The 26,623-nt window shown below is 70.8% G+C and carries 28 protein-coding genes, 1 tRNA gene and 1 pseudogene; 15 read left to right on the top strand and 15 right to left on the bottom strand.

The features are described 5' to 3' along the window. The first annotated feature begins 16 nt into the window (after positions 1–16). Positions 17–1,435 carry a PLP-dependent aminotransferase family protein gene (locus tag AB1K56_RS17400; RefSeq protein WP_371206690.1) on the top strand — a complete coding sequence of 473 codons (1,419 nt, stop codon included), beginning with the start codon at positions 17–19 and terminating at the stop codon, positions 1,433–1,435. A gap of 52 nt (positions 1,436–1,487) precedes the next feature. Here AB1K56_RS17400 and AB1K56_RS17395 read toward each other — a convergent pair whose 3' ends face one another. Continuing rightward, entirely contained in the window at positions 1,488–1,745 is a 258-nt protein-coding gene (locus AB1K56_RS17395) for a hypothetical protein (protein WP_264630932.1), read from the bottom strand. Positions 1,746–1,949: 204 nt separating this feature from the next. On the opposite strand from AB1K56_RS17395, the gene AB1K56_RS17390 reads away from it, so the two are divergent. The 4 genes from AB1K56_RS17390 to AB1K56_RS17375 all read left to right on the top strand — a co-directional run bounded on the left by AB1K56_RS17390 (position 1,950) and on the right by AB1K56_RS17375 (position 5,570). After that, positions 1,950–2,522 (top strand): single-stranded DNA-binding protein, encoded by a 573-nt coding sequence (locus AB1K56_RS17390; RefSeq protein ID WP_371206689.1) that lies wholly within the window; start codon positions 1,950–1,952, stop codon positions 2,520–2,522. A gap of 223 nt (positions 2,523–2,745) precedes the next feature. Next, positions 2,746–3,255: a hypothetical protein gene (locus tag AB1K56_RS17385; protein WP_371206688.1), complete on the top strand. Its 510-nt coding sequence runs from the start codon at positions 2,746–2,748 to the stop codon at positions 3,253–3,255. Between the two features lie 103 nt (positions 3,256–3,358). Beyond that, positions 3,359–5,038, top strand: a complete 1,680-nt coding sequence (gene ettA, locus AB1K56_RS17380) for an energy-dependent translational throttle protein EttA (RefSeq protein WP_076675917.1) — start codon at positions 3,359–3,361, stop codon at positions 5,036–5,038. Then, positions 5,031–5,570 carry an acyl-CoA thioesterase gene (locus AB1K56_RS17375; protein WP_371206687.1) on the top strand — a complete coding sequence of 180 codons (540 nt, stop codon included), beginning with the start codon at positions 5,031–5,033 and terminating at the stop codon, positions 5,568–5,570. The genes ettA and AB1K56_RS17375 overlap by 8 nt, the downstream gene beginning before the upstream one ends. Before the next feature lie 108 nt (positions 5,571–5,678). On the opposite strand, the gene AB1K56_RS17370 is transcribed toward AB1K56_RS17375, so the two are convergent. Beyond that, positions 5,679–6,548 carry an acyl-CoA thioesterase gene (locus AB1K56_RS17370; RefSeq protein WP_371206686.1) on the bottom strand — a complete coding sequence of 290 codons (870 nt, stop codon included), beginning with the start codon at positions 6,546–6,548 and terminating at the stop codon, positions 5,679–5,681. 55 nt (positions 6,549–6,603) lie between these two features. On the opposite strand from AB1K56_RS17370, the gene AB1K56_RS17365 reads away from it, so the two are divergent. Together AB1K56_RS17365 and AB1K56_RS17360 are read left to right on the top strand one after the other, a co-directional pair. Continuing rightward, a complete protein-coding gene (locus tag AB1K56_RS17365; protein WP_371206685.1) occupies positions 6,604–7,272 on the top strand; it encodes a hypothetical protein in 669 nt (222 codons plus the stop codon). 171 nt (positions 7,273–7,443) lie between these two features. Then, positions 7,444–8,277: a cation-transporting ATPase gene (locus AB1K56_RS17360; protein ID WP_371206684.1), complete on the top strand. Its 834-nt coding sequence runs from the start codon at positions 7,444–7,446 to the stop codon at positions 8,275–8,277. A gap of 33 nt (positions 8,278–8,310) precedes the next feature. Here the strand turns inward: AB1K56_RS17360 and AB1K56_RS17355 are convergent, their stop codons facing one another. The 5 genes from AB1K56_RS17355 to pepN form a co-directional block, all read right to left on the bottom strand. Further along, positions 8,311–8,760, bottom strand: a complete 450-nt coding sequence (locus AB1K56_RS17355; protein ID WP_371206683.1) for a globin — start codon at positions 8,758–8,760, stop codon at positions 8,311–8,313. Next, a complete protein-coding gene (locus AB1K56_RS17350; RefSeq protein WP_371206682.1) occupies positions 8,757–9,998 on the bottom strand; it encodes a mechanosensitive ion channel family protein in 1,242 nt (413 codons plus the stop codon). Before AB1K56_RS17350 ends, AB1K56_RS17355 begins: the two co-directional genes overlap by 4 nt. 87 nt (positions 9,999–10,085) lie before the next feature. Beyond that, positions 10,086–10,883 (bottom strand): ABC transporter permease subunit, encoded by a 798-nt coding sequence (locus AB1K56_RS17345; protein WP_371206681.1) that lies wholly within the window; start codon positions 10,881–10,883, stop codon positions 10,086–10,088. Then, positions 10,880–11,791: an ABC transporter ATP-binding protein gene (locus AB1K56_RS17340; protein WP_136585497.1), complete on the bottom strand. Its 912-nt coding sequence runs from the start codon at positions 11,789–11,791 to the stop codon at positions 10,880–10,882. The genes AB1K56_RS17345 and AB1K56_RS17340 overlap by 4 nt, the downstream gene beginning before the upstream one ends. Positions 11,792–11,920: 129 nt before the next feature. Then, positions 11,921–14,470, bottom strand: coding sequence for an aminopeptidase N (gene pepN, locus AB1K56_RS17335; protein WP_371206680.1), 2,550 nt, complete (start codon positions 14,468–14,470; stop codon positions 11,921–11,923). Positions 14,471–14,621: 151 nt separating this feature from the next. On the opposite strand from pepN, the gene AB1K56_RS17330 reads away from it, so the two are divergent. From AB1K56_RS17330 to AB1K56_RS17310, 5 genes are all read left to right on the top strand, one after another. Continuing rightward, positions 14,622–15,809, top strand: a complete 1,188-nt coding sequence (locus AB1K56_RS17330; RefSeq protein ID WP_371206679.1) for a ferrochelatase — start codon at positions 14,622–14,624, stop codon at positions 15,807–15,809. Positions 15,810–15,897: 88 nt separating this feature from the next. Continuing rightward, a complete protein-coding gene (locus tag AB1K56_RS17325) occupies positions 15,898–16,440 on the top strand; it encodes a ribose-5-phosphate isomerase (protein WP_136585500.1) in 543 nt (180 codons plus the stop codon). Beyond that, complete coding sequence (locus AB1K56_RS17320; protein WP_371206678.1) at positions 16,440–17,429, top strand: Fpg/Nei family DNA glycosylase; 990 nt, start codon at positions 16,440–16,442, stop codon at positions 17,427–17,429. Before AB1K56_RS17325 ends, AB1K56_RS17320 begins: the two co-directional genes overlap by 1 nt. Before the next feature lie 144 nt (positions 17,430–17,573). Next, a complete protein-coding gene (locus AB1K56_RS17315; protein WP_371206677.1) occupies positions 17,574–18,197 on the top strand; it encodes an FMN-binding negative transcriptional regulator in 624 nt (207 codons plus the stop codon). Then, positions 18,194–19,687, top strand: a complete 1,494-nt coding sequence (locus AB1K56_RS17310; RefSeq protein WP_371206676.1) for an amidohydrolase — start codon at positions 18,194–18,196, stop codon at positions 19,685–19,687. The genes AB1K56_RS17315 and AB1K56_RS17310 overlap by 4 nt, the downstream gene beginning before the upstream one ends. 92 nt (positions 19,688–19,779) lie before the next feature. Here the strand turns inward: AB1K56_RS17310 and AB1K56_RS17305 are convergent, their stop codons facing one another. The 5 genes from AB1K56_RS17305 to AB1K56_RS17285 form a co-directional block, all read right to left on the bottom strand. Continuing rightward, positions 19,780–20,265, bottom strand: a complete 486-nt coding sequence (locus AB1K56_RS17305; protein ID WP_056231037.1) for a Dps family protein — start codon at positions 20,263–20,265, stop codon at positions 19,780–19,782. Positions 20,266–20,375: 110 nt separating this feature from the next. Then, complete coding sequence (locus AB1K56_RS17300; RefSeq protein WP_371206675.1) at positions 20,376–21,590, bottom strand: signal peptidase I; 1,215 nt, start codon at positions 21,588–21,590, stop codon at positions 20,376–20,378. Beyond that, a complete protein-coding gene (locus AB1K56_RS17295) occupies positions 21,575–22,072 on the bottom strand; it encodes a hypothetical protein (RefSeq protein WP_371206674.1) in 498 nt (165 codons plus the stop codon). The genes AB1K56_RS17300 and AB1K56_RS17295 overlap by 16 nt, the downstream gene beginning before the upstream one ends. Further along, positions 22,069–22,593, bottom strand: coding sequence for a hypothetical protein (locus AB1K56_RS17290; RefSeq protein WP_371206673.1), 525 nt, complete (start codon positions 22,591–22,593; stop codon positions 22,069–22,071). The genes AB1K56_RS17295 and AB1K56_RS17290 overlap by 4 nt, the downstream gene beginning before the upstream one ends. Positions 22,594–22,603: 10 nt before the next feature. Beyond that, the gene (locus AB1K56_RS17285; protein ID WP_371206672.1) at positions 22,604–23,200 is read right to left on the bottom strand and encodes an alternate-type signal peptide domain-containing protein; all 597 of its coding nucleotides are present in this window, start codon (positions 23,198–23,200) and stop codon (positions 22,604–22,606) included. Between the two features lie 147 nt (positions 23,201–23,347). Here AB1K56_RS17285 and AB1K56_RS17280 point away from each other — a divergent pair, with 147 nt between their 5' ends. Beyond that, on the top strand, positions 23,348–23,884 hold the full coding sequence (locus AB1K56_RS17280; protein ID WP_371206671.1) for a gamma carbonic anhydrase family protein: 537 nt from the start codon (positions 23,348–23,350) through the stop codon (positions 23,882–23,884). Positions 23,885–24,061: 177 nt separating this feature from the next. Here AB1K56_RS17280 and AB1K56_RS17275 read toward each other — a convergent pair whose 3' ends face one another. Then, the gene (locus tag AB1K56_RS17275; protein ID WP_371206670.1) at positions 24,062–24,712 is read right to left on the bottom strand and encodes a hypothetical protein; all 651 of its coding nucleotides are present in this window, start codon (positions 24,710–24,712) and stop codon (positions 24,062–24,064) included. A gap of 230 nt (positions 24,713–24,942) precedes the next feature. Here AB1K56_RS17275 and AB1K56_RS17270 point away from each other — a divergent pair, with 230 nt between their 5' ends. After that, complete coding sequence (locus tag AB1K56_RS17270; RefSeq protein WP_371206669.1) at positions 24,943–25,281, top strand: hypothetical protein; 339 nt, start codon at positions 24,943–24,945, stop codon at positions 25,279–25,281. A gap of 53 nt (positions 25,282–25,334) precedes the next feature. Here AB1K56_RS17270 and AB1K56_RS17265 read toward each other — a convergent pair. Then, positions 25,335–25,415: transfer RNA gene (locus AB1K56_RS17265), tRNA-Gly, on the bottom strand. A 133-nt stretch (positions 25,416–25,548) separates the two neighbouring features. Between AB1K56_RS17265 and AB1K56_RS17260 the strand changes: the two genes are divergently transcribed. Beyond that, positions 25,549–26,250, top strand: a complete 702-nt coding sequence (locus AB1K56_RS17260; RefSeq protein ID WP_371206668.1) for a hypothetical protein — start codon at positions 25,549–25,551, stop codon at positions 26,248–26,250. A 255-nt stretch (positions 26,251–26,505) separates the two neighbouring features. On the opposite strand, the pseudogene AB1K56_RS17255 reads toward AB1K56_RS17260, so the two are convergent. Then, positions 26,506–26,623: pseudogene (locus tag AB1K56_RS17255) on the bottom strand (IS481 family transposase); the annotation flags it as partial.

Raw genomic sequence — 26,623 nt, 5'->3', positions numbered from 1 at the left:
CGGGTACGGTGGCCGCATGGATTCGCGCATCTCGGCTCGCGCCCTCGCGGCGGCCCTCGGTGGATGGCGGGGGAGCGGGCCCGCCTACGAGGCCCTCGCCGACGGCGTACGCCTGCTGTGCCTCGACAACCGGCTCGCCCCGTCGACGGCTCTCCCCGCCGAACGCGAACTCGCGGCCGCCCTCTCGTTGAGCCGCACGACGGTCGCCGCCGCGTATCGCAGCCTGCGCGAGACGGGGCACATCGAGAGCCTGCGGGGCAGTGGGAGCGTCACCCTGCCGTTGCGCCGCAGTGACCCCGGCCGCCTCGACGCGGACGCCGACGACATCGACCTGCAGCAGGCCAGCCCCGCCGCCTGGCCGGGTCTGCCCGCGGTCATCGCCGAGGCCGCGGCCCAGGCCCCGGCGCTGGTCGCCCGGATCGGTTACGACGTGGTGGGCGACCCGGCCCTGCGCGCGGAGATCGCCGACCACTACAGCCACCGCGGCCTCGTCACCTCCCCGGATCAGATCCTCGTCACGACCGGGGCGCAGAGCGCGATCCACCTGATCGCCTCGGTGCTGCTCGGGCGCGCGGACCGGGTGCTGCTCGAGACCCCGACCTACCCGCATGCCGCGGACGCGTTCCGTCGCGTCGGGGCGCGCCTCATCGGCGTTCCCGTGGACTCGGACGACGGGTGGGACCTCGAGCGTGCCGAGCAGAGCTTCGCGCGAGCCCTGCCCTCCCTGGCGTACCTGATGCCCGACTTCCACAATCCGACGGGTCGGACGATGAGCGCCGTCGAGGCGGAGGCCTTCCTCGCGGGCGCCCGCAGCGCCGGCACACTGCTCGTGCTCGACGAGACCACGGCGCAGCTCGACATCGACCGCGCCGGACGGGCCGCGCCCTTTCCGGACGACGACCGCATCATCCGGGTCGCCTCTCTGGGCAAGACCGTGTGGGGCGGTCTGCGCGTGGGCTGGGTGCGCGCGGCCCCCGACCTCGTGCGGCGACTCGCGAGCGGACGACCCGTGCACGATCTCGGGACCCCCGAACTCGAACAGGCGATCGCGACCCGACTCGTCCCGCGGCTCGAGGAGATCGCGCGCCAGCGGGGGGACCTGCTGCGTGCGGGACGCGACACCGTGCGCGCGGCGCTCACGAGCGCGTTCCCGGATTGGGACGTCCCGGAGGTCGACGGCGGCGTGTCGGTGTGGGTCGGCATCGGCGAACCCCTCAGCACGCCCCTGGTCATGAGCGCACGCTCTCGCGGCCTTGCCCTCTCGGCCGGATCGCGCTTCGCGGTCGAGGGAGGACACGATCGTCGGCTGCGCGTTCCGTTCACCGCGCCTCCGGCCACGCTCGAGCGCGCCGTCGAGATTCTGCGCGCCGCGTGGGATGACGTCCGAGGCGGGCGTGCGGCGGCGACGAGAGAGGACTTCGCCACCGTCGTGTGACGCGGCCATCAGCGGGGTGCACGGATGCCCCGGGCTCTGCGGCACGGCGACCTCAGCGGCCGTAGCGCAAGCACTCGACGGCCTCGTGGGAGGACCAGAACTCCCCGAGCCGACGGAACCCGCCGGAAGCCGCGTGGAAGCGCTCGGCCGTGTAGCGCCACCCGCCCTCCGCCGCGACCGCGCGGATGTGACCGACGACGATGCCGCGCGGATCGGCGATGCGCCACAGACCCGCGGCGACGTGCGTCGCCGCTCCCCACCCGGCCGAGCGCGGTGCCGGTGCGAGGTCGTTCCACAGTGCGGTGCTCATGCGCACACGGTACGACCGACCTCCGACATCGCTTCGGGCGCCGAGCAGAACGCGTCCTCCCCAGGGCGCCATTCGCTCGATCCGTCCACGGATCGGCGGAACGGGCCGACGAATCGGTGCCGTCTCGGGCGACTCTGGGCGTGGCTCCGGCATCCGTCGGGCACACGGATGCCGGAGCATCACCCACGTCGAGAGGACAACATCATGAGCGATCACATCACCCTGGTCGGCAACATCGTCGGCGAGCTCGAGGAGCGCACCAACCGTGGCGGCGGCGTGATCGCCGCTTTCCGCCTCGCCGTCAGCGAGAGGCGCTTCGACCGCGAGAAGAACGAGTGGGTCGACGCCCACACGAACTTCTACGGCGTCTCCGTCTTCGGCGAGTTGGGGGTGCACGCGCTGCGCTCCCTCCGCAAGGGACAGCGCGTGATCCTCAGCGGACGCCTGCGCCTGCGCGAATGGGAGACCGAGACGAAGCGCGGCGTGAGCGCCGACGTCGTGGCGGATGCGATCGGACACGACCTGCGATGGGGCGTGTCGAGCTTCGAACGAGCGGACAGGGCGTTCGCGCCGGCGGCCTCCGCACCGACGGACGCCGCCGGCTCTCCGGGGACGTCGGCGACCGACTCCGAGGGGTGGAGCCTGCCGGGTGCATCCCTCGAGCCCCGCGGCGCAGAGCGGAACGGGGGAGAAGCCGGCCCCGAGCCGGTCGGGGCCGGCGGCCGACTCGCGGAAGAGATCGCCGACGAGCAGGTCGCCGAGGTGACGCCGTTCTGATCACCCGCCCGAGAAATCCGCCCGCGTGCAGGGTGAATCGGCGCAACCCCGGGGTCCCCCGGAGAGGGCTGAGTGGTGGGGTCTCGGCGGGGAGTCGGGAGGAGAGTCAGGGCGGGGGCCTGTTCGAGGCATGCGGTGGAGGGGTCGAGCGCAGGGGCCGAGGGGAGCGGGCAGGCGGAGGGGGCGGCGGAGGGGCGATCGAGAGGATCCGTAGACTCGGGGCGTGTCTCGCCTTCTCGGACGATCCCTCGCCGCCCTGACCCTCGTGGCCGCGCTCGGCCTGGCGGGCTGCACCGGTGGCTCCCCGACGCCGCAGCCGAGCACGCCGACCACGACGTCCGCCGTGGCACCGGGCGGCGATGCGGCGACAGCGTCTCCGGACGCGACGGCGTCGCCCACTCCAGCGCCGTCGGCGACGAGCGAGGCGTCCCAGCGTCTCCCGCTGTTCACGCAGACCGTCGCGGCGGTGTGGACGGGGCCGAACCCCGTGTCCGGCCGCGCCTACATCGACGCGCTGACGACGGCGGGCTTCGACAAAGCCGCCATGCAGGTGACCGCGGACCAGTCCACGATCGGAAACGCCGCGGAGAGCATCGAGTTCGCCGTGCGAATCGGAGACCAGTGCCTCGTGGGGCAGGTCGGCCCCTCGATCGGAGACCCCGTGACCGCCGTCCTCCCCGGCCTGTCCGCCGGCGGCTGCCTCATCGGACAGACGCGGGCGATCGACTGGTAGTCGTCGCGAGCGCCGACAGGCGGAGCCCGACCGGAGGCCGCCGCGGACGCGGCTGCCCGGGCACGTCGGCTCCCCGGGTCGACGCCCCTAGACTGGAACGGTTATGGCCGAATACATCTACTCCATGGTCCGTGCCCGCAAGGCTGTCGGCGAAAAGCTCATCCTCGACGACGTCACGATGTCGTTCCTCCCCGGCGCCAAGATCGGCATGGTCGGCCCGAACGGTGCGGGAAAGTCCACGATCCTGAAGATCATGGCCGGCCTCGACACCCCGTCCAACGGCGAGGCGCGGCTCAGCCCCGGCTTTACCGTGGGCATCCTCATGCAGGAGCCCGAGCTCGACGACAGCAAGACCGTGCTGGAGAACATCCAGGACGGTGTCGCGATCAAGCCGAAGCTCGACCGCTTCAACGAGATCTCCGCCCTCATGGCCGACCCCGACGCCGACTTCGACGCGCTGCTGGCCGAGATGGGCACCCTTCAGGAAGAGATCGACGCGGCGGACGGCTGGGATCTCGACTCCCAGCTCGAGCAGGCGATGGACGCACTGCGCACGCCCCCCGCGGACGCCTCGGTCGTCCCGCTCTCCGGTGGTGAGCGACGCCGCGTCGCCCTGGCCAAGCTGCTGCTGCAGAAGCCTGACCTCCTGCTGCTCGACGAGCCCACCAACCACCTCGACGCCGAGAGCGTGCTCTGGCTCGAGCAGCACCTCAAGGCCTACAAGGGCGCCGTCATCGCCATCACCCACGACCGGTACTTCCTCGACAACGTCGCGGAGTGGATCGCCGAGGTCGACCGTGGTCACCTCTACCCGTACGAGGGCAACTACTCGACGTACCTCGACAAGAAGGCTCAGCGCCTCGATGTCCAGGGCAAGAAGGACGCCAAGCTCGCCAAGCGTCTGAAGGACGAGCTCGAGTGGGTGCGCTCGAACGCCAAGGGACGCCAGGTCAAGTCGAAGGCCCGTCTGGCCCGCTACGAAGAGATGGCGGCCGAGGCGGAGCGCACGCGCAAGTTGGACTTCGACGAGATCCAGATCCCCGCGGGTCCGCGACTGGGCAGCATCGTCATCGACGCGAAGAAGCTCGAAAAGAGCTTCGGAGACCGCTCGCTCATCAGCAACCTCAGCTTCAACCTGCCTCCCAACGGCATCGTCGGCGTCATCGGCCCGAACGGTGTGGGAAAGACGACGCTCTTCAAGACGATCGTCGGCCTCGAGCCCCTCGACGGCGGCACGCTGAAGATCGGCGAGACCGTCAAGATCAGCTACGTCGACCAGTCGCGCGCGAACATCGACCCCGAGAAGACGCTGTGGGAGGTCGTGTCCGACGGGCTCGACATCATCACGGTCGGTAAGACCGAGATCCCCTCGCGCGCCTACGTGTCGAAATTCGGCTTCAAGGGTCCCGACCAGCAGAAGAAGGCCGGCGTGCTCTCCGGCGGTGAGCGCAACCGCCTCAACCTCGCGCTCACGCTGAAAGAGGGCGGCAACCTGCTCCTCCTCGACGAGCCGACCAACGACCTCGACGTCGAGACCCTCAGCTCGCTCGAGAACGCGCTGCTTGAATTCCCCGGTTGCGCCGTGGTCATCACCCACGACCGGTGGTTCCTCGACCGCATCGCCACGCACATCCTGGCCTACGAGGGCACGGAGGAGCACCCCGACCAGTGGCACTGGTTCGAGGGCAATTTCGAAGCCTACGAGGCGAACAAGATCGAACGCCTGGGTGCGGATGCCGCCAACCCGTCGCGCTCGACGTACCGCAAGCTGACGCGTGACTGACGCAGACGCCCTCCCCATCTCGGGCCCCGCGACCGCGGGGCCCGAGCGGCTTCACGTGCCCATCCCGCTGCGGTGGGGCGACCTCGACGCCCTCGGGCACGTGAACAACACCTCGATGCTCAAGCTGCTCGAAGAGGCCCGGCTGCGCGCGTTCTGGCGCGGCGACGACGAGGGCGAGGCCCTGCCGACGGCGGTGTTCGACATGAGCGTGCTCGAGAGCGGGGGAGAGCGGGCGACCCTCATCGCCCGACAGGAGATCGAGTACCTGCGGCCCGTTCCCTACAGTCAGCGCCCCCTCGACGTGCGCATGTGGATCGGCGCGATGGGCGGCTCGAGCGCTGACATCTGCTTCGAGGTCTTCAGCCCGCTCGGCGACGCCGACCAGGTGCTTTATGCGCGCGCCACCGCGGTCGTCGTGCTCGTCGACACCGCGAGCGGTCGACCGATCCGCTGGAGCGAGACCGAGCGCTCCGCATGGGCGCCGTACGTCGGCGACCCGATCGTCTACCGTCGCCGCTCCACCAGGGGCTGATCCCCGCGGGCTTCCGGTCGGTCAGGCCACCCACGGGGCTCGTGACCGCACCGGAGCGGATTCACCGCCGCTCCCGCGCGCTCGCTCTCACGGCATCCCGCCCCGAGATCAGTCGCGCGGAACGCGCACCATGACCTCCTGCGCGACGCTCGCGAGGAGCACCCCCGAGCGCGTGTACACGCGGCCCGTCGACAGGCCGCGGCCGCCGCGGGCGTTCGGCGACTCCTGCACGTAGAGCAGCCAGTCGTCGACGCGTCCGGGGCGGTGCCACCACATCGCGTGATCCAGGCTCGCGACGCGCAGGCCGGGAGCGTTCCAGGCGACCCCGTGCGCGCGCAGGATCGTCTCCTGGATCGTGAGGTCGCTCAGGTAGGCCAGGGCCGCGCGGTGCACCGCGGGATCGTCGCCGATGGACCGGCGCAGCTTCATCCACACCGCCTGCTGCGGGACGTGCGGGCCCTCGACCGAGGCGTAGACGGGGGAGCTCACGTGCCGCACGTCGACGGGGCTCGCTGAGAGCATCCGCCGACTGATCGGGTGCAGCGCCTCGACGTCGACCGCGGCGACGTCCTCGGGAGCCGGGACGCCCTCGGGCATGGGCTCGAAGTGCTCCAGCCCCGGATCCTCGTCTTGGAACGACGCGATCATCGAGAAGATCGGCACACCCGACTGGAACGCCTGCGTACGACGGGTCGAGAACGACCGGCCGTCGTGGATGCGGTCGACCGAGAACGTGATCCCGTCGGCGGGGTCGCCGGGACGCAGGAAGTACCCGTGCATCGAGTGCACGGTGCGCTCGGGGGGAAGGGTGCGCGAGGCGGCGACGATCGTCTGCGCGAGCACCTGCCCGCCGTAGACGCGGCCGGTCGGCATGGCCTGCGACACGCCGGTGAAGATGTCTTCGGTGGTCCGGGCGCCGGCATCGCGGAGGTCGAGGACCGCGAGCAGCGACGCCACGGGATCGATGGCGTCGGTCACGCTGACTCCCGTTCCTGGCGCGGCGAGGGGCGCACCACTTGCTAGTTTAGAGCGGGTGTCCGCCCGCCTGTTGTTCCCCGACCCGCAGGCGGCAGCCGACCTGCTCACCTTCGCCGGCCGCACGATCCGTCTCGGCGACGGAACCGTGCGTCTGCGCGCCCGTGACGGCGTCCTCGTCACCACCGCCGCGCCCCTGGCGCCACGCGGCCTGATGGACAGCACGCCCACCGTGCTCGGTCTGCGCGCCTCGGCGATCGACCCCGAGTTGGAGTGCGACCTCGTCGTCGAGGCGGCCGCGCTCCTCGCTGCTCCCGACGACGCGAACGCCGTCATCCTGCCCGACACGGCGACCTCGCCCGCGTGGGCCGGCATCTCGCCGCCGCAGGGCGGGTGGGAGCAGACGGATGCCGTCGACGCCGCCGTCCTGGCATCCCGGGCTCAGTACGGGGTCGCCGCGGTCGCCGACGCCCTGCCCGCCGACGCCGGGGAGGACGTCGTACGCGTGATCCGCGCGCAGGTGTGGGGTCAGCCCGACGAGGCCCTCGCCGGGCTTCCCCTCGGCGTCGCCTTGGCCGCCTTCGCCCTCGGCTTCATCGCGGGGGAGGAGCAGGCGCTCGTCCGCCGCAGCGGGGCCTGGACGCGGGTAAGTCTCGCGCGCGGCCACGTGCTCGTGCGCGGACCGGTCCGCTCCGGACTGACCGCGGTGCGGTCGACGGGGAGCTGATTCAGCCGACGCAAAGGAGTCGCCCCTATTCTGGTGGCAGCAAGGGGAGTACTCCCATCGCGATGCATCCGTCATCACGAGGCCACCGTTGGTCTCCGGGTGCGTCGGCCCCGTTGGGGCGGAGGAGACCTTGACGTCGCGGCAGCCTGCCGCCCGTCGAGAGGTTCTCTCATGGTCTCGTTCTCCCGTCTGTTCGATCTCGCGTCGAAGGCCGTCGACAAAGCATCGTCGTCGTCCGGATCCGCGTCGCGCCCCGCGGCCGGCGGGGGTCGCGATTGGCGTGACATGGTGCGCTCCGCCGCCGACGCGGTGACCGGCGACCGCCGGGCCGACGCATCGCCCATGCCCGCGTCCGGCCCCGACGCCCGGAGTCGATACGCGCCCCCGCGCGCGGGGGCGGCCGGCGAGATGCTCTCGCCCGACGACCGCGCCGCGATCGCCCGGTACGACTACCTGCTGCGCACCGCCGACCCCGACCGCGTCGAGCAGATGCACCGCGAGGCGTTCGCGCGTCTCACCCCGGCCCAGCGCGCGCACGTCCGGGAGCGGATGGATGCCGAGCTCTCGCCCCACGAGCGGCCCCGCTCCGACGCGCCCGACGACCTCGCGCGCACCGCGGCGCGGGCGGAGGCGGCGCGGCCGGGTCGCATGTCGTCGCTGCTCGCGAAGGCAGGAAAGGGTGGGCTGATCGGCGCGGGCGTCGTCGGTGCCGGCGGTCTGCTCGCGGCGGTTGCGGGCGGCGCGATCGTCAGTGCGGTCGCCGCCCCCCTGCTCGCCCAGGCGATGCAGTCCGGCATTGACTTCACGGGGCTGGCCGAGGGCGTCGACCTCGAAGCGATGGCATCCGGAGCCGACCTCGCGTCGCTCGCCGAGGGCACCGGCGTCGGGGAGTGGGCGGGGGGAGCCCAGGATGCCGTGACCGGAGCGGGAGAGCAGCTCAGCGGCTTCGGCGAGAGTCTGTCGAACTTCGACATCCCGGGGTTCGGCGACTTCCTCGGACGCTGACCGGGGGACGGGGCTCCGCGGGTCCGCGCGCGCTCAGTCGCTCGCGCGGACCGGGAGCCCCGTGTCGGGGCGACCGTTCTGCTGCGGGCCGATGCCGCGCGGCTCGAAGGTGTTGACCATGGCGTACGCGGCGCGTTCGAGGTAGTCCCAGAGCGGCGCCTCGAAGGCGGGAGGCAGCGCGATCTCGTCGACCGCCGCGCGCATGTGGCGCAGCCAGCGATCGCGCGCGTCGGGGTCGACGTGGAACGGCATGTGACGCATGCGCAGGCGCGGGTGGCCGCGGGTCTCGCCGTAGGTGGTCGGACCGCCCCAGTACTGCGCGAGGAAGAGGGTCAACCGCTCGGCGGCGGGACCGAGGTCTTCTTCGGGGTACATCGGCTTGAGCACCTCGTCGGAGGCGACGCCGCGGTAGAACGCATCCACGAGGCGACGGAAGGTGTCCATGCCCCCGACCTGGTCGTAGAAGCTGACGGGCTCGCTCACGGGGTGTCCTTCTCGTCCGCGCGGACCGCCGGCGGGGTGGGTTTGGGCTGATCGGTTCCGGGGGCGTCGGGGAGGTTGACGACGGCGGTCGGCGTGTCGTCGCGGACGGCCTTCTTCGTGACGGGCGTCGCGGTGTCGGAGGTGCGGTCCTCGACGGTCTCGACGACCTCGACCTTGCGACCACGCGGCCGCCACCGGGGGCGGTCCGCGCCCGCGGGGATCTGCGTCTCCTTCGTTTTGGGCGGGTGCGCGCCGCGCACGCTCTGCGCCCCCTCGGGCCCGGTGAGCATGATCGAGTTCAGCTGCGGAAGGGCGATGCCCATCGCGTCGATCGCGCGCTTGAGACGGGCGCGCAGTTCGCGCGCGACGTCGTCTTTCGCGCTCGAACGCGTCTTCATCACGAGGCGGATGACGAGGGCGTCGCCGCTGATGGACTCGAGGCCCCAGATCTCGGGCTGCTCGATGATGCGCGAGCGCCACTTGGTCTCTTTCGCCATCGTCTTCGCGGCACTCAGCATCGCCTTCTCGACGTCGTCGATGTCGGCGTCGACCGGCACGGCGAGGTCGATGATCACGCGCGACCATCCCTGCGACATGTTGCCGATGCGGGTGATCTCGCCGTTGCGGACGTACCAGAGCGTGCCGTTCACGTCGCGCACGTGGGTGATGCGCACGCTGACGAACTCGACGATCCCTGTCGCGAGTCCGAGGTCGACGACGTCACCGATGCCGATCTGATCCTCGGCGACGATGAAGATGCCGTTGAGCACGTCTTTGACGATGTTCTGCGCGCCGAAGCCGAGGCCCGCACCGACCGCGGCGGTGAGCAGCGTCAAGGACGCCAGGGCGTTCGGCGCCACGATGCCCGCGATCCACACCAGAGCGACGATCACGAGCACGACGTTGACGATGTTCTGCAGGATGGTGCCGAGCGTGCGGGTGCGCTGCACGAGGCGCACCGCGCTCAGCGGCGAGCGGTCCAGGGCCTGCGTGTCGTCAACGCGCGCCTTGACCTTCGCGCCGTTGACGATGCGGTCGACGACCCGGCGGATCACCAGGCGCAGGATCCACGCGGCGACGGCGACGCCGACGACGATCCCGAGGATCTGCAGGAGCACGCCGCCGAAGTCGAGCAGCCGGCCGCCGATCCACGTCCAGGTGTCGAGGTTGGCGAGGTCCGACGGCGAGGTGATCGTGGGAGACGGACTGGGGGAGGGATTTTCGGCGAGAACGAACATCGGATTCAGACTAACGACGGATGCCTCGGCGCCGGCTGAGCGTCGAGGCATCCGTCCGATCGGGACCGGGTCCGTGCGGAAGAAGGGTCAGGCGTCCCGCGAGCGCAGCGCGAGCCACCCGAGGGCGAGCGGACCGACGACCCACCCCGCCAGCGTGAGAGCGGGCTCGAGGAGGTCCTCGCCGCCGGGCTGCGTCAGGGCCCCCGCCGCGTTGACGGGAAGGTATTTCGCCGATTCCACGATCCACATCCACTCCGGACCCGCGATCGAGAAGAGGCTCAGCACGATGGGCAGGACGAACAGCACGCCCACCGTGACGGCGATCGCCCCCGCGCCGCTGCGCAGCAGGAAGCCGAAGCCGAGGCCCATCAGCGTGAAGCACGCCATCGACAGCGCGCCGAGCGCGAGCGGCACGAACGAGTCGAGGGGAGACGCCCAGTCGATCCCCGTGCTCGTGAACGGCGCGGTGAGCACGATCGCGACGGCGTAGATGACGACCGCGGTGAGCATCATGGTCACGGCGACGACCAGCGCCTTCGCCAGCAGCACGGCTCCGCGGCGCGGTTCGGCGGTGAGGGTGGAGCGGATCATGCCGGTGGAGTACTCGCCGGTCACGACGATCGCTCCGAGGATCCCCGCGACGAGCATCGTGAACTGCGTGGGGGCGAGGATGACGTTCGTCGGCGCCATCCCCCCGCCCATGCCGCTGGTCGCCAGGGCGATGAGCAGGGACATGCCGACGGACATGGCCGCGGTGACCCCGAGCGACCACCAGGTCGAACGTAGGGTGAGCACCTTGATGGCCTCGCTGCGCAGCAGGTGCGGGAAGCTGAGGCGGTGCGCCGTGGTGTGCGTGGCCCGACGGGGGCCGGCGAGCGTGGTCATGCGATCTCCTTGGTCTTGTACTCGACGGCGTCGTCGGTGAGGGCGAGGTAGGCGTCTTCGAGGGAGCCGACGCGCGGGCTGAGTTCGTAGAGGGGGATGCCGTGGGCGGCGGCGATGTCGCCGACCGACTGCGGCGTGATCCCGGTGATCTGCGCCGCACCCGGCTCGACGGCCGAGACGGTGGCATCCGGGATCTCCAGGGCGGCGACGAGCTCGCTCAATCGCGGTGAGCGGACGAGGAGCGTCGTCGTGGTCCAGGTGCGGACGAGCTCCGGGAGGGGCGCATCGGCGAGCACCCGGCCGCGCCCGAGCACGATCACATGGTCCGCGGTCTGCGACATCTCGCTCATGAGGTGGCTCGACAGCAGGACCGTCCGGCCTTCGGCGGCCAGGTGCCGCACGAACTGCCGCACCCACCGCACGCCCTCGGGGTCGAGGCCGTTGACGGGTTCGTCGAGGATGAGGGTGTGCGGGTCGCCCAGCAGGGCCGCGGCGATGCCCAGCCGCTGCCCCATACCGAGCGAGAAGCCGCCCGCGCGCTTGCCGGCGACGGAGCCGATCCCGGTGAGCTCGATCACCTCGTCGACCCGCCGGCGACCGATGCCGTGCGTCGCCGCCATGGCGCGCAGGTGATCGCGCGCCGAGCGTCCGGTGTGCACGGCCTTGGCATCCAGCAGCACGCCGACCTCGGTGAGGGGCGAGCGCAGCTGCCGGTAATCCTGCCCTCCGACGGTGACCCGCCCGGCTGTCGGCCGGTCGAGACCCACGATCATGCGCATCGTGGTGGACTTGCCGGCGCCGTTCGGGCCGAGGAAGCCCGTCACACGGCCCGGGGCGACGGTGAACGACACGCCGTCGACGGCGGTCTTGTCGCCGTATCGCTTGGTGAGGTTGTCTGCAACGATCATGCCTCCACGCTACGAAGGCACCCCCGCGCACCGCGTCCGCCGAGAGGATGACCCGCGTCGCCGCGCGGATGATCCCCGAGACGACGAATGCCCCCTCCCGGAGGAGAGGGCATTCGACGGGGATGCCGATCAGGCGGCGTCGCGCTCCTGCACGGCCAGCGCGCGCTCGACGCCGGCGAGGTTCTCACCGACGAGTCGGCGCAGCGCCGGGGCGGCGTCGGCGTGCTGCGAGAGCCACTGGCGCGTCGCGTCGCGCAGCGCCGTGTTCGCCAGCGCGGCGGGGTACAGACCCACGATCAGGTACTGGGCGATCTGGTAGCTGCGCGACTCCCAGATCGGCAGCAGCATCGCGAAGTACGGCTCGACGAAATCGGCGAGCACGTCGACCGTCGTCGGGTTGGTGAACCCGGCTGCGGTCGAACGCACGATCGTGTTGGGGGCGTCGGATCGCTCGATGAGCGAGTCCCACGCCTGCTGCTTGGCCTCGTGCGAGGGCAGCGACGCCTTCGCCATCGCGGCGAACTCGCCGCCCTTGGCCGTGTTGTCGGCCGCACGCGCCGCGTCGATGTCGGCGGAGGTGACCACTCCCGCCGCGGCGAGCGAGACGAGCAGCTGCCACGACAGGTCGGTGTCGATCTCGAGTCCCTCGAGGGTCGTCGAGCCGTCGCGCAGGGCCTTCACCGTCTCGGCGTGCGCCGGGGTGGATGCCGCCGACGCGAACGCCGTGACGAACTGCAGCTGGCTGTCGCTGCCGGCCTCGGCCGCCTGGGCGAGCTCCCACAGTCCGTCGGCCACGCGGGCGCGTGCCGCGTCGCGGGTCGCCGGGGCGACGTAGGAGTTCGCCGCCTGCTGAAGCTGCGCGAGCGTCGTGCGCACCGTGGTCGACTCGGTCTCGGAGCCGATGTTGCGCAGCACGAGGTCGAGGTAATCGGTGGCCGAGGCCTCGGCATCCCGCGTCTGGTCCCAGGCCGCGCCCCACACGAGCGAGCGCGCGAGCGGGTCGGAGATGTCCTTGAGGTGGGCGATCGCCGTCGCGAGCGAGCGCTCGTCGAGACGGATCTTCGCGTAGGCGAGATCGTCGTCGTTGAGCAGGACGAGGTCGGGACGACGGATGCCGCGCAGTTCGGCGACCTCGGTGCGGTCGCCGTCGACGTCGAGCTCGACGTGGTGCACGCGCTCGAGCGCTCCGGCGTCGTTCAGCGAGTAGAAGCCGATGCCGAGGCGGTGCGGACGGATCGTGGGGTAGTCGCTCGGGGCGGTCTGCACGATCGCGAAGCGCGAGATGGTGCCGTCGGCGCCCTCTTCGATGAGCGGGGTGAGGGTGTTCACGCCCGCGGTCTCGAGCCACTTCTTCGCCCAGTCGCCGAGGTCGCGTCCGCTCGTGGTCTCGAGCTCGGTGAGCAGGTCGCCCACCTCGGTGTTCGACCACTGGTGCTTCTGGAAGTAGGCCGCGACACCCGCGAAGAACTGCTCGATGCCGACCCAGGCGGCCAGCTGCTTGAGCACCGATCCGCCCTTGGCGTAGGTGATGCCGTCGAAGTTGACCTGCACGTCTTCGAGGTCGTTGATCTCGGCGACGACCGGGTGCGTCGAGGGGAGCTGATCCTGGCGGTAGGCCCAGGTCTTCTCCATCGCGTTGAAGGTCGTCCAGGCGGCCTCCCACTCGGTGGCCTCGGCCGTGGCGATGGTCGACGCCCACTCGGCGAACGACTCGTTGAGCCAGAGGTCGTTCCACCACTTCATGGTCACGAGATCGCCGAACCACATGTGGGCGAGCTCGTGCAGGATCGTGACGACGCGGCGTTCCTTCACGGCATCCGTCACCTTGGAGCGGAAGACGTAGGTCTCGGTAAAGGTCACCGCACCCGCGTTCTCCATCGCGCCCGCGTTGAACTCGGGCACGAAGAGCTGGTCGTACTTGGCGAAGGGGTAGGGGAAGCCGAACTTCTCCTCGAAGTAGGCGAAGCCCTGGCGGGTCTTCTCGAACACGTAGTCGGCGTCGAGGTACTGCCACAGGCTCTTGCGCGCGAAGACGCCGAGGGGGATGACGCGGCCGTCGGCGCTCGTCAGTTCGCTGTAGGTCGCCTCGTAGGGGCCGGCGACCAGCGCCGTGATGTACGACGAGATACGCGGGGTCGCGGGGAAGTCCCAGCGCGCGACGTCTCCGTCGAGGGCGACCGGCTCGGGGGTGGGGGAGTTGGAGACGACCTTCCAGCGCGCGGGAGCCGTCACCGAGAAGGTGAACGCGGCCTTGAGGTCGGGCTGCTCGAACACCGTGTACATGCGACGCGAGTCGGGCACCTCGAACTGCGAGTAGAGGTAGACCTCGCCGTCGACGGGGTCGACGAAGCGGTGCAGCCCCTCACCGGTGTTGGTGTACTCGCAGTCGGCTTCGACGACGAGTTCGTTGGTGGCTTCGAGGCCGTCGAGCGCGATGCGCGAGTCGGCGAAGACGGTCGCGGGATCGAGCGAGCGACCGTTCAGTGTGACCGCGTGCACCTCTCGGGCGATGAGGTCGATGAAGGTCGACGCGCCCTCGGTCGCGGCGAAGGTCACCGTGGTGCGCGAGGAGAACACCTCGTCTCCGCGGGTCAAGTCGAGCTGCACGTGATACTCGTGCGTGTCGACGATCGCGCGGCGCTCCTGCGCCTCGATGCGGGTCAGGTTCTCTCCTGGCACTGGCGTTCTCCCGGGGATGAGGGTGGGATCGTCGCGGATGACGCGCCGGCGTGGGTGACGACGGACGCCGTCGGCGACGACGACAACCACATAAGCCTAGTGTCGAGATACCCCCCGTCCGGGCTGTGCGGGCAAGTGCGAAGATGTCTGCGTGAGCACGACCGATACGGACACCAGCCCTGAGACCGTCCTCTATGCCTCGCCCGCGGCGGCATCCGGACCCAAGTGGGTCGAGACGCCCGTCGCGTACGACGGCATCCTCCTCGCCGGCTTCGGCGGTCCCGAGGGACAGGACGATGTCATCCCGTTCCTGCGCAACGTCACGCGCGGGCGCGGCATCCCCGATGAGCGCCTCGAAGAGGTCGCCCACCACTACCGTCACTTCGGCGGCGTGAGCCCCATCAACCAGCACAACCGCGAGCTCAAGGCCGCGCTCGAGGCCGAGATCGCCAAGCGCGGGCTGAACCTCCCCGTCTACTGGGGCAACCGCAACTGGGAGCCCTATCTCGAAGAGGCGGTGACCGAGGCGGCCGAGGCCGGCGACACGACGCTGATCGCGATCGCCACGAGCGCCTACAGCTCCTTCTCGAGCTGCCGTCAGTACCGCGAGGACTATGCCCGCGTGCTCGAGGCGACCGGTCTCGGCGAGACGGTGACGATCGACAAGGTGCGTCAGTTCTTCGACCACCCGGGCTTCGTCTCCACCTTCGTCACGGGCGTGACCGAGGCGGTCTCGGCGTACGTCGCCGAGGGCATCGCCCCCGAGAAGATCCGCGTGCTCTTCTCCACGCACTCCATCCCCACCGCCGACGCCGAGCGTTCGGGTCCCCGCGACGTCGACTTCGGCGAGGGCGGGGCGTACGAGGCCCAGCACAAGGCCGTCGCGGCCTTCGTCATGGCCGAGGTCGCCGCCGCCGTGGCCGACGTCGAATGGGAGCTCGTCTACCAGTCCCGCTCGGGCCCGCCCACGCAGCCGTGGCTCGAGCCCGATGTGAACGACGTCATCGCCGAGCTTCCCGGTCGCGGGGCCGAGGCCGTCGTCATCGTTCCGCTCGGCTTCGTCAGCGACCACATGGAGGTGCTCTGGGACCTCGACACCGAGGCGATGGAGGCCGCCGAAGAGGCGGGCATCAAGGCCGTGCGCACGCCCACCCCGGGGATCGACCCCGCGTACGTGGCGGGCCTGATCGACCTGGTCGAGGAGCGCCTCAACGGCACCCCGAAGGCCGAGCGTCCGCACCTCACCGACCTCGGTCCCTGGTACGACGTGTGCCGTCCCGGGTGCTGCGAGAACATCCGCGCGGGCTTCAAGCCCGTCGCCGCGGGTCTGCGTCCCTGACGGCCCTCGACACCGCCCGTCCCCTCCCGGGCGGGCGATGTCGTCATCCGCGCCCGCCGTGTCGGCGGCCCTCAATAGGATTGGCCCCATGCGCATCCACATCGGCACCGATCACGCCGGTCTCGAGTTCTCCACCCAGATCCAGCACCACCTCGCCGCCCAGGGGCACGAGGTCGTCGACCACGGTCCGATCGAGTACGACCCGCTCGACGACTACCCGGCGTTCTGCATCCGTGCGGCGCAGGCCGTGGTGCGCGATCAGGCGGCGGGCGTCGACGCCCTCGGCGTCGTGTTCGGCGGCTCCGGCAACGGAGAGCAGATCGCCGCGAACAAGGTGCTCGGCGTGCGCGCCGCCCTGGTGTGGAACATCTCGACCGCCGAGCTGGCCCGCGAGCACAACGACGCCAACGTCATCTCGATCGGTGCGCGCCAGCACACCTTCGACGAGGCCGCGTCGTTCATCGACCGGTTCATCGCCACGCCGTTCTCGGGAGAAGAGCGGCACGCGCGTCGCATCGGCCAGCTCGCAGCGTTCGAGCAGGACGGCGTGCTGCTGCCCGACCCGCGCGGCGGCGAGAGCGGCAACACCTTCACCGACGCCAGCGACTCCTTCGACCCCGAGGCAGGCTGATGCCCGAAGGGCATTCCGTCCACCGCATCGCGCGTCAGTTCGACCGCAACATCGTCGGACGCGTGGTCGCGGCATCCAGTCCGCAAGGGCGTTTCGCCGAGGGCGCCGAGGTGATCGACGGCCGCGAGGCCCTCGAGGCGCGGGCCGTCGCGAAGCAGATGTTCGTCCGCTTCGACGGCGACGTGTGGCTGCGCGTGCACCTCGGCATGTACGGCGCGTGGGACTTCTCGGGCGACGTCTCGGTCGATGCGACCATCGCGTCGTCGAACGGCCAGATGGGGCAGACCAATCAGCGCGGCACGGTCGTCGACGAGGCGATCATGGATGCCGCGGGCGAGAACTCCCTGAGCTCGATCGGCGCTCCGCGGCGTTCCCGCGTGCGCATGTCGGAGCAGACGACCGGCCTCGAGGAGCAGTCGGAGTGGCCGCCACCGCCGGTCGGTGCGGTGCGCCTGCGGCTGCTCACCGAGACGACGTGCGCCGACCTGCGCGGGCCCACCGCGTGCGTGCTGCAGACGCCCGACGAGGTGCAGGCGACGATCGACAAGCTGGGACCCGACCCGCTGGTCGACGACCTCGCCGAGGGCGAGGAGCGCTTCACCGCGACGGTGAAGAAGAAGCCGACGCCGATCGGCCTCCTGCTGATGGACCAGTCCGTCGTGAGCGGCATCGGCAACGTGTACCGCGCCGAGATCCTCTTCCGCGCGCGCCAGAATCCGCACACGCCGGGTCGCGACGTGCCCGAGGAGGTCGTGCGCGAGATGTGGCGCGATTGGGCGAGGCTTCTGCCGATCGGCGTCGAGACCGGCCAGATGATGACGATGGACGACCTCGATCCGGCGGCCTACCGCCGCGCGATGGCGCGCCGCGCCGACCGTCACTGGGTCTACCACCGCGAGGGTCTGCCGTGCCGCGTGTGCGGAACGGCGATCGTGATGGAGGAGGCGGCCGGGCGCAAGCTCTACTGGTGCCCGAGCTGCCAGGCGTGAGGGCCCGGTGTCGGTCCCGTCGATGCGCTCAGGGAACTCGGCGCGCCCCGCGTCTGGTCACTGAGGCTGTCGAGGCGAGCGTCGGGAAGCGCGCGGTCGCCGCGTCTGCCGGAGCGAGCAGCGAGCCCGTTCTAGGCTGATCCGGTGCGTCAGAACCCCAGCTTCGCGATGACCGACGTCGACGAGATCCGTCGCCTCATCGACCTCAACCCGTGGGTGACCCTCGTCAGCCACACCGATGACGGGCTCGTCGCCTCGCACTACGCCGTCATGCTCGACGACACCCGCGACGATCTCACGATCGTCGGGCACGTCGGAAAGCCCGACGACGCGATCCTCGGCCTCGGGGAGCGTGAACTCCTCGTCGTCGTGCAGGGGCCGCACGGGTACATCACGCCGCGGTGGTACGGCGACGTCCCCGCGGTGCCGACGTGGAACTTCGTCTCGGCCCACCTGTCCGGCATTCCGGAACTGCTCGCGCCCGAGGAGAACCTGCGCGTGCTCGAGCGCCTCGTCGACCGCTTCGAGGGCGACGACGACGACGCGCGCGGCCTCTACGCCCTGCCGAACGACGCGGCGTTCGTCGAGCGCCTCGAGCGCGGGACGGTGGGGTTCCGTCTCACGCCGACCCGGGTGACCGCGAAGCGCAAGCTCAGTCAGAACCGCAGCGCCGACGTCGTCGAAACGATCATCGACGGTCTCTCGTCGCACAACGCCCCTCTCGCCGCCGAGATGCGGCGCGCGGCCGACGCGCGGGTGCGCCCGTGATCGGGGAGGAGGCCGGGTTCGTCCGCGCCGTGCGCGTCGCCGGTCCCGGACGCGAGCTGCTCCCGACCGACGAGCCGGTCGATCTCGTGCTCGCGGGCGGCCGGATCATCGACATCGCCCCCACGGGCAATCTCCGCCCGACGGGTCCGGTGATCGAGGGAGAGGGCGGCTGGCTGCTCCCCGGCCTCTGGGATCACCACGTGCACGCGCTGCAGTGGGCGCTGGCGGCCGATCGCGTGCCGCTCGGCGAGGTCGCGTCGGCGCGCGACGCCGCGGCGATCATGGCGCTCGCCCCGGTCGCGGACGGGCGGCGCGTCGGCTCCGGGTTCCGCGACGGCCTGTGGCCCGACGCACCGAGCCTCGCCCTGCTCGACGACGCCTGCGGAGAGGTGCCCACCTACCTCATCAACGCGGACGTCCACAGCGTCTGGATGAACGCGGCCGCCTTCCGTCGCGAGGGCTTCGCCCCCGTGGCATCCGGAGTCCTCGTCGAGGAGGACGCCTTCGAGATCTCGCGTCGCCTGAACGCGGTGGAGCCGAATGCCGCGGACGCGGCGGTCGAGCGGATGGCCCGGGCGGCCGCCGCGCGCGGCATCGTCGGCATGGTGGATCTCGACATGACGTGGAACGACGAGCCGTGGCAGCGCCGTGCCGCGCGCGGCTTCGACACGGTACGCGTGTCGTACGGCACGTATCCGCAGCACCTCGACCGCGCGATCGCCGAGGGACTGCGCACGGGAGACCCGGTGCGCGGCGCTCGGAACGATCTCATCCGCGTGGGGCCGCTCAAGGCGATCACCGACGGCTCCCTGGGCACGCGGACCGCGGCGTGCGCGCACCCGTACCCGGGAGACCCGGGCAACCACGGGCTCCTGACCGTGTCGCCCGCCGACCTGGTCGACATGATGACGCGGGCCACCGCCGCGGGCCTGGAGTGCGCGATCCACGCGATCGGCGACGTCGCCAACAGCCACGCCCTCGACGCCTACGCCGTGACAGGTGCGACCGGGACGATCGAGCACGCGCAGCTGGTCGCCCACGCCGACATCCCGCGTTTCGCCCGCCTGGGCGTGGCGGCGAGCGTGCAGCCCGAGCACGCTCTCGACGACCGCGACATGACGGATGCCATCTGGGCCGACCAGTCCGCGCAGCCCTACCCGCTGCGGGCCCTCGCCGACAGCGGCGCCAACCTCCGGTTCGGCTCCGACGCGCCGGTCGCGCCTCTCGATCCGTGGGCGGCGATGGCCTCCGCGGTGTTCCGCACGCGCGACGGGCGCGAGCCCTGGCAGCCCCACCAGCGGGTGGGCATCGAGACCGCGATCGCGTCGTCCACCGCCGGCGGGTCCACGTCTGCGGCTCAGATCGCCCCCGGCGCGGTCGCCGACCTCGTGATCGTCGGCGCCGACCCGCTGAGCGTCGACGAGCGCGCTCTGCGGTCGATGCCCGTGCGCACGACGCTGCTCGCCGGTCGGGTGACGCACGGGGGCTGACCGTCTCCCGCGCGGCCGGCCCTCCACGCCGAGCGCGCACGCAGACGACGACGGGGGCGGTGCTCACGCACCGCCCCCGTCGTCTGATCGTCTTACGCGGCCAGGTGCGCGAAGAGGAACCAGCGGTCCTTGTCGAGGCCGCGCTTGATCTCGATCGCGACATCCTGGCTCGACATGTCGATCTCGTCGAGGCCTTCGATGGCGGCCTCGATGTCGACGAGCACGGCGTCGATGTCGGCGATCACCGCGCGGATGACGACGTCGGACTGCGCGAATCCGGCGGGCACCTCGGTGGCCTTCGCCTTGGCGGCGACGGTCGACAGACGCGAGTCGATGGGCAGGCCGAGGGCGACGATGCGCTCGGCGGCGAGGTCGGCCCACTCCTGCGCGTGCGCCACGACGGAGTCGAGCAGCTCGTGCACGCCGATGAAGTTCGCGCCGCGCACGTGCCAGTGCGCCTGCTTGCCGTTGACGACGAGCGCCTCGAGGCCGATCACGACGGGGGAGAGGAACTGGGCGGTGCCGGCGGCCATCGTCGGGTCGACGGTGGTGGCGGCGGGGGTCTGAACGGTGCTCATGTCTGCTCCTTGTCGCAGTGAACGAAGTCTGTTGAATGCAACGCTACTCACGCCCCCGCATTCCGCAAGCAAGATGAGGCTCGGCTAAATCCCCGGTGAGCAGGCAATCCTTACCTTCCCTCCACCCGGCGGCGGTGAAGGCCGATCCCGCACCCGAGGGCGAGAAGACCCGCGACGAGAAGGGCCGTCGACGGAGCTGCCGCGGCGCCGGTCAGGGGCAGGACGCCGTGCAGATCCGGCCCCGACACGCCCTCGCCGACGGCCTGCGTCAAACGGACCGAGGGGGTGACCAGAGCCTCGCCCCGGCGCGAGGCGTTGGGGGCTCCGGGATTCAGTCTCAGCGCGACGTCAACGCGGAGCGTCGCACCGGGGGCGATCGGATCGCTCACCCACTCGCCGCCCGGGTCCACCGCTGCGTCATCCACGACGAGTCGGAGATGTTCTGCCAGCTCACGATCCGTCGGGACCTCACCCCGCGGGGCCGCATCGATGCGGATCCCCGCGCGCGCGGCATCCGTGCTCCCGTTGCGGATCCACAGGACCGACGTGACGGACCCGCCCGGGACGAGCGGCGCATCGGAGCGGAACAGCGACACGGCACCGCCGGGGGTGAACGTCTTGCCGTCGACGCTGAGCAGCAGCCGCGCGTCCGCCGCGCCGGTCGCCGCCTCGGCGGGAGCGGGAGAGCCCACGGATGCCACGATGCCGGCCACGAGCACGACGACGAGGCCGAAGGTCGTCCGGCGACGTCGCCGGGACCGGCTCGATCGGGCGAGATCGAGGATGAGCAGCGCTCCACCGTATCCGACGATGAGCACTCCCGCCGACGCGATCACCGCGCCGCGGGCCTGCCCCCCGAACAGTGCCGCCGGGTACCCGAGGTACGGGATTGCGAGGACGACGGAGCCGCGGAGCTGTTCCCGTTGCACCGGGGGATCGTCGAGGTCGTTCGCATCACCCCGGGTGATGAGCAGTCGATCGCCCCCGGTGCTCGACGTCGTCCCCACCACGCGGTGGGTGACCACAGCGGGATCGCCGGATCGGATCTGGTAGGTCACGACGTCACCGACGCGCACCTCCTCGAACGCGACCGGCTTGACCGCGATGAGGCTGCCCGGCGGCATCCCCGGTCGCATGCTCCCGGTCAGGATCGTGTACGTCTGCGCGCCGAGGAGCAGGGGCACCACCACGGTGAAGAACGCGAAGGTCGACACGACGACGAGGACCGCCGTCGCCAGGACGCTCCGCGCCCGCCGCCACCCCCGGTTCGGGTGCGCGGCGGTGTCTAGGCGCCGGTCGCGCCTGAGTCCTACGCCGACTGACACTTCAGGCCTCCCGCGAGTCCGCTCAGCAGGCTTCCGGCGAGCACGATGTTCTGACGGCTGCTCGGCGGCGAACTCCAGCCCTGGTTGAGCGCGGTGACCGTGACGTACACCGACCCGCCCGTGAGCAGGCTCCCCAGCACCAGCAGCAGGTTGTTCAGCGTCGACCCCGTCACGTCGTAGCTGGTCTCGGGCTGGTTCGCCGCGAGCTCTGCGGTCGAGGAGGTGATGGTGTTGGCGAGGACGACGCGATAACCCGTCGCCCCGTCCACCGCCGGCCACGAGATTCGGGCGGCCGGCGGCGACGACGTCGTGGTCTGACACGTGGCTGCGGGGGCGGTCAGCGAGCCGGCGGAGAGCGTGAACGACGGCGCCGGAACGGACACCTGCCACGCCGCTGCGGCAGGACCGGTCCCGGGGACGACGATGACGGCGATCAGCGCGAGCACGGCGAGGAGGAGAGAGCCCCGCCCACGCCGGTTCACGACACCACCTGGTCGGCCGTTACGGTGATCGTCGGCGCGACCGCCTTGCCCTGCACCGACGGCGGCGCCGTCGTCGCCAGGGTCACCCGGAGGCAGAGGTCGACGCTCTGCCCGGGGGACAGGCCTCCGGCGGGGGAGTACCCGGTGGGGCCGAGCGGAGTGCCCGTTCCGCAGGCCCCGACGTACACCTGGGTCGTGACGTAGGGAGCGAGATCGGCCGAGACGGCGGGAGAAGCGCTCAGGCGCCAGCGCAGTGTCGTCCCGCCGGCCGCGGTCTCGGTGACGCGCAGCGTCGCCGTATCACTCGCGCGTCCGGGATACAGCGGCTTCCACGCCGTCCACGCTCCGACCCATTCCGTCGACAGGTCGAAGGAACCCGCGGTGAGGGCGCCCGCCGTGAGCGCCGTGCGGCTCTGCCAGAGGGCGTGTGCCGTCGATGTTCCGAAGACGACGAGCCCGGCGACCGTCAGCGCGGCGGCCCACTGCAGCCGTCGCGAGACGGCGTCGGCTCGCGTGCGCACGGGACGCGCGTCAGCTGGATGCCTGCGTGAGCGTGAACGCGATGTCGTTGAGGTTGACGCTTTGCGTCGCCCCCGCGCGTCCGGTCGTGCCGGGCTTGAAGGTGACCGTGAGGGTCGCCGTCGCCGCACCGCTGTTGGCGGAGGTCAGCCGGTAGGTGTTGGCGCTGGTGGCGGTGCCGTAGCTGGCGACCGACAGCACGACGTCGAGGTTGCTGCCCAGTGCGCCGGATGTGAAGGTCGAGCCCACCTCGGCCTTGAGATCGGCGGCGATCGTGTTGCCCACGAGGGTCACATCGATCGGCTGCGTCAGCGTCAGGACGTCTCCCGGCACGATCTTGACCGTCGTGAGGTTGGCGACCGGCTGCGCCGTTCCGAGCACGCCCTTGAGGGTCCAGGTGCCCGCCCCGAGCGAGAGGTTCAGATCGCCGGCGCTGACGGGGCCCGCGGTGAGGGCCGTCTGCGTGGACCAGTACGCGTACGAGCCTCCCCCCACCGAGAGCAGGGCCGCTCCGACGGTGATGATCGCGATCGCCGTCGTGCGGCGATGGCGACGGACGGGGCGCTGTGCGCGGGAGGCGCGGGTGGCGGGTGCTGTTTCGAGTGGCATGCTGACTCCTGGGACACGGCGACGGTGTTGCGACCGAAGCTAGAGCGGCGCACTCCCCGGACCGCTACCGAATCCACGGCCGGGGCTACGGATGCCTGCCGGACTCAGTAGTCGCCAGTAGTGCGCCGGTGCGGATAGCCTCGCTGCATGCCGATCGCCCCCGACGCCTCCGTCCTCGCCCTCGAGGGCGCCACGCCCTCCGTGCACGACACCGCGTTCGTGGCATCCGGGGCTCGCGTCGTCGGTGACGTGCGGCTCGAGGAGGGCGCGAGCGTCTGGTACAACGCCGTGCTGCGCGGCGACAGTGCGTCGATCGTGGTCGGGGCGCGCAGCAACCTGCAGGACAACGTCTCGGTGCACGTCGACGCCGGTCACGGCGTCGTGATCGGAACCGACGTCTCGGTGGGGCACAACGCCGTCGTGCACGGGTGCGAGATCGGCGACGGGTCGCTCATCGGCATGGGGAGCGTCGTCTTGTCGGGGGCGCGGATCGGGGCGGGATGTCTGATCGCCGGGGGAGCGGTGGTGCTCGAGGGGACCGTGGTGCCCGACGGTTCGCTCGTCGCGGGCGTGCCGGCGAAAGTGCGCCGCGCGCTCACCGATGACGAACGCGGCGGACTCCTCCGCAACGCGGAGACGTACCTGCGGCACACGACGCGCCACGCCGACGCGCGGCGCGTGTGAGGGCGACCGCGGCCCCTCCTCCACGGGGACGAGGAGTGGCGGACGGCGCACGCCGCTGCCGTCGTGCCGATGTCCGCCGGCGGGATCGGGCTCATCGTCGCCGCAGCCGCGGCGGTGTTCATCCTCGAGGTGCGGATGACGACGCCGACCCGCGATCGTTTGCTCTCGCCGACGGTCTCAGCCGCCGAACGTGAGGGCACCGCCCGCGAAAGACACGCCCGACGGCAGGTGCGCGCCGGAATCGGCACTGGTGACGGGCGCGTCGAGATCGAACGGGCCGACGGTACCGCCAGCGCCCGTGTACGACACGCTGTAGCGCCCGGGGAGCAGTGAGGCGTAGCTCGCCGCTGTCCCCACCTCGATCGTGAGGGCGTTCGACACGGTGACCCGACCGTCGCCGGCGGCCGACCGCAGGATCGTCGGCGTGCCCGACCATCCCGCGATGAGCGGTCGGTCTCCGCCGGCCATCACGAGATCCAGCTCACGGTCGTCCGAGCCCAGCCGGTAGTCGACCTGGACGTAGACGGTGCCCTCGTTCTCGGACGCGACCGCGATGCGCGCGTCGCGAGGACGCTCGACGGCCGACGAATAGAAGTCATCGGTCAACGCGTCGGCGGGGAAACTCGACCTGTCGGCGAGATACGTCGACGCCTGTTGCGCCTCGCCGTTCTCGAGGGCGGTCATGAACGCTTCGACGGTCTTCCGCTCGGCGGAGAACTCACCGCCGGCATCGGGTCCCCCGCTGCACGCGACGAGACCGAGTGCCAGCGAGATGATCGCCGTGCCCGTCATCGCCCGCCGCGCCGCGCGCCCGTTCCGATTCGACATGTGCCGCCCCCTGTCTCGCTGCAGTGTTGAAGTGCCCCCACCGCAACCTAGCAAGAGCGTCGATCGGCAAAGAGCAAAGAGGGGCCCGACATCATCCGGCTGCCCGCGGGCGCGTCACACGGGAAGCCGAGTCCCGCTGCGACCAAGTCGCACAGGTGACACTCAGGAAACTCCGGAGACCGCTAGTGTCCGAGGTATACGGCGTCATCAGCATCGTTTTTGGAGGATCCATGTCCGTCGAATACACCCGCCCCGCATCCGGACCCGTCCCCGGCCGCACCCTGGGCATCGTCGCGCTCGTCGTGGCGATCTTCTTCAACGTCATCGGCCTGATCCTGGGCATCGTCGCCCTCGTGCAGAGTCGCAAAGCAGGGCACAAGAACGGCTTCGCCGTCGCGGCGATCATCGTCGGAGCCGTCTTGACCGTGATCGGGATCATCGTGGCGATCGCGGTGATCTCGGCCATCGGCTTCGGCGCCGCCGCCTACCAGGCCTGCGAGGCAGCCGGCTTCACCGGCTCCGTCGTGGTGAACGGCACGGAGGTTGCCTGCAGCTCGATCGGCGGCTGACCGCCGGAGAACGAAGAACGGCCCGTCCCCGAGGGGCGGGCCGTTCTTCGTGATGGAGGGGCTGACGAGAATCGAACTCGCATCATCTGTTTGGAAGACAGATGATCAGCCCTTTCAGGGGTGCCTAGAGCCCCACTGATTCGCGAATTAGCGCGGTTCCCTCGCGTCATAACTTACCGCCAGAGCGCTCTGGATTGGCCACGGATTGTCCACGGCGCGCCCACGTCCATAGTCACTCTGACCCCGACAAGTCCCTGGTGTGAACCGATGATCGACGCAGACCGCATCCCTCGTCTGAGAGAGCGATGGGCCCGCGCGGAGGCGGCGTTCAGGGACGACCCGCTGTACGTGGTGGAGATGGCCGAGGACGCGGCCAAGGTCCACGCCAAACGCATGGCCGAGCGCGAGCGCGACGAGGTGGTCGCCATTGCCCGGGCGGAGCGTCAGGCGGTGCGACAGGCCGCACGGAATCAGCGCCTGGAGGCACGCCGTGCCCAGGCGCGGGAGAGCGCGGACCAACGCCGGGAAGAGGCGCGCCAGCGCGAGGAAGAACGCCAGGCACAGCGCGACGCCATGCGCGCGCTGGTGCCAGACTCCGCTGGGCTCAGTGACGCGGTCCTGCGATACCGGGCCCGCATGGCCGCGATGACGCCCGACGAGCAGAAGGCGTTCCACAAGGCAAAGAACGAGGCCTACGCGGCGAAGAGGACCGAGGAATCGGCGAGAGAGGGCCGGACGCCCGAGCAGGTCATGGAAGAAGGGCGACGCGAACGCCGACGAGCACAGGAGCGGGCACGCAGGGCGGTGATCACTCCAGAACAACGCCGCGCGAAGGATCGGGCCAAGAACGAGCGCCGCGTCGCTCATATGAGCCCGGAGGAACGAGCAGCGTTCTACCGCGCCGCCAACGTCAAGGCGTGGGCCAATCGCAAGACCGAGCGACAGGGCAATGTCGGGGGTACGCCGTAGCGTCTGCCCATGCCTTCCCGCCGCCTGACTCCGCGCGTAACGCTCGATGTCGCGATGTCGTCGGTCATCACGAGGAACCTCCGCACGACCAAGCCCGAGATCGTCATCGAGGAACTGCGTGCTCTCGCCGGGGCGGATGTCGACCTGCTGGGCGAGGTCGCGGGGCTCGCGTGCGGCTACTACCGCGATGCGCACTCTGAGGCGCTGTGCGACGCCCTGGAGGCCGAGATCGACGGCTTGGGCCCGTGGATCGAGCTAGGTGTGATGTCCGGAAAGGTTGTTGTCGATCCTGCGGATGGGCGGGGCTCCGATCGCGGAGTGGTGCCTGTGATGATTGTAGAAGTGCAACCAACCCGGCAGCGCCGCGCGGCGT

The organism is Microbacterium sp. BWR-S6Y (genome assembly GCF_041379845.1).
GTDB lineage: Bacteria > Actinomycetota > Actinomycetes > Actinomycetales > Microbacteriaceae > Microbacterium > Microbacterium hydrothermale.
The sequence above is the reverse complement of the archived record's forward strand: the minus strand, read 5'-3'. Positions and strand labels throughout refer to the sequence as shown.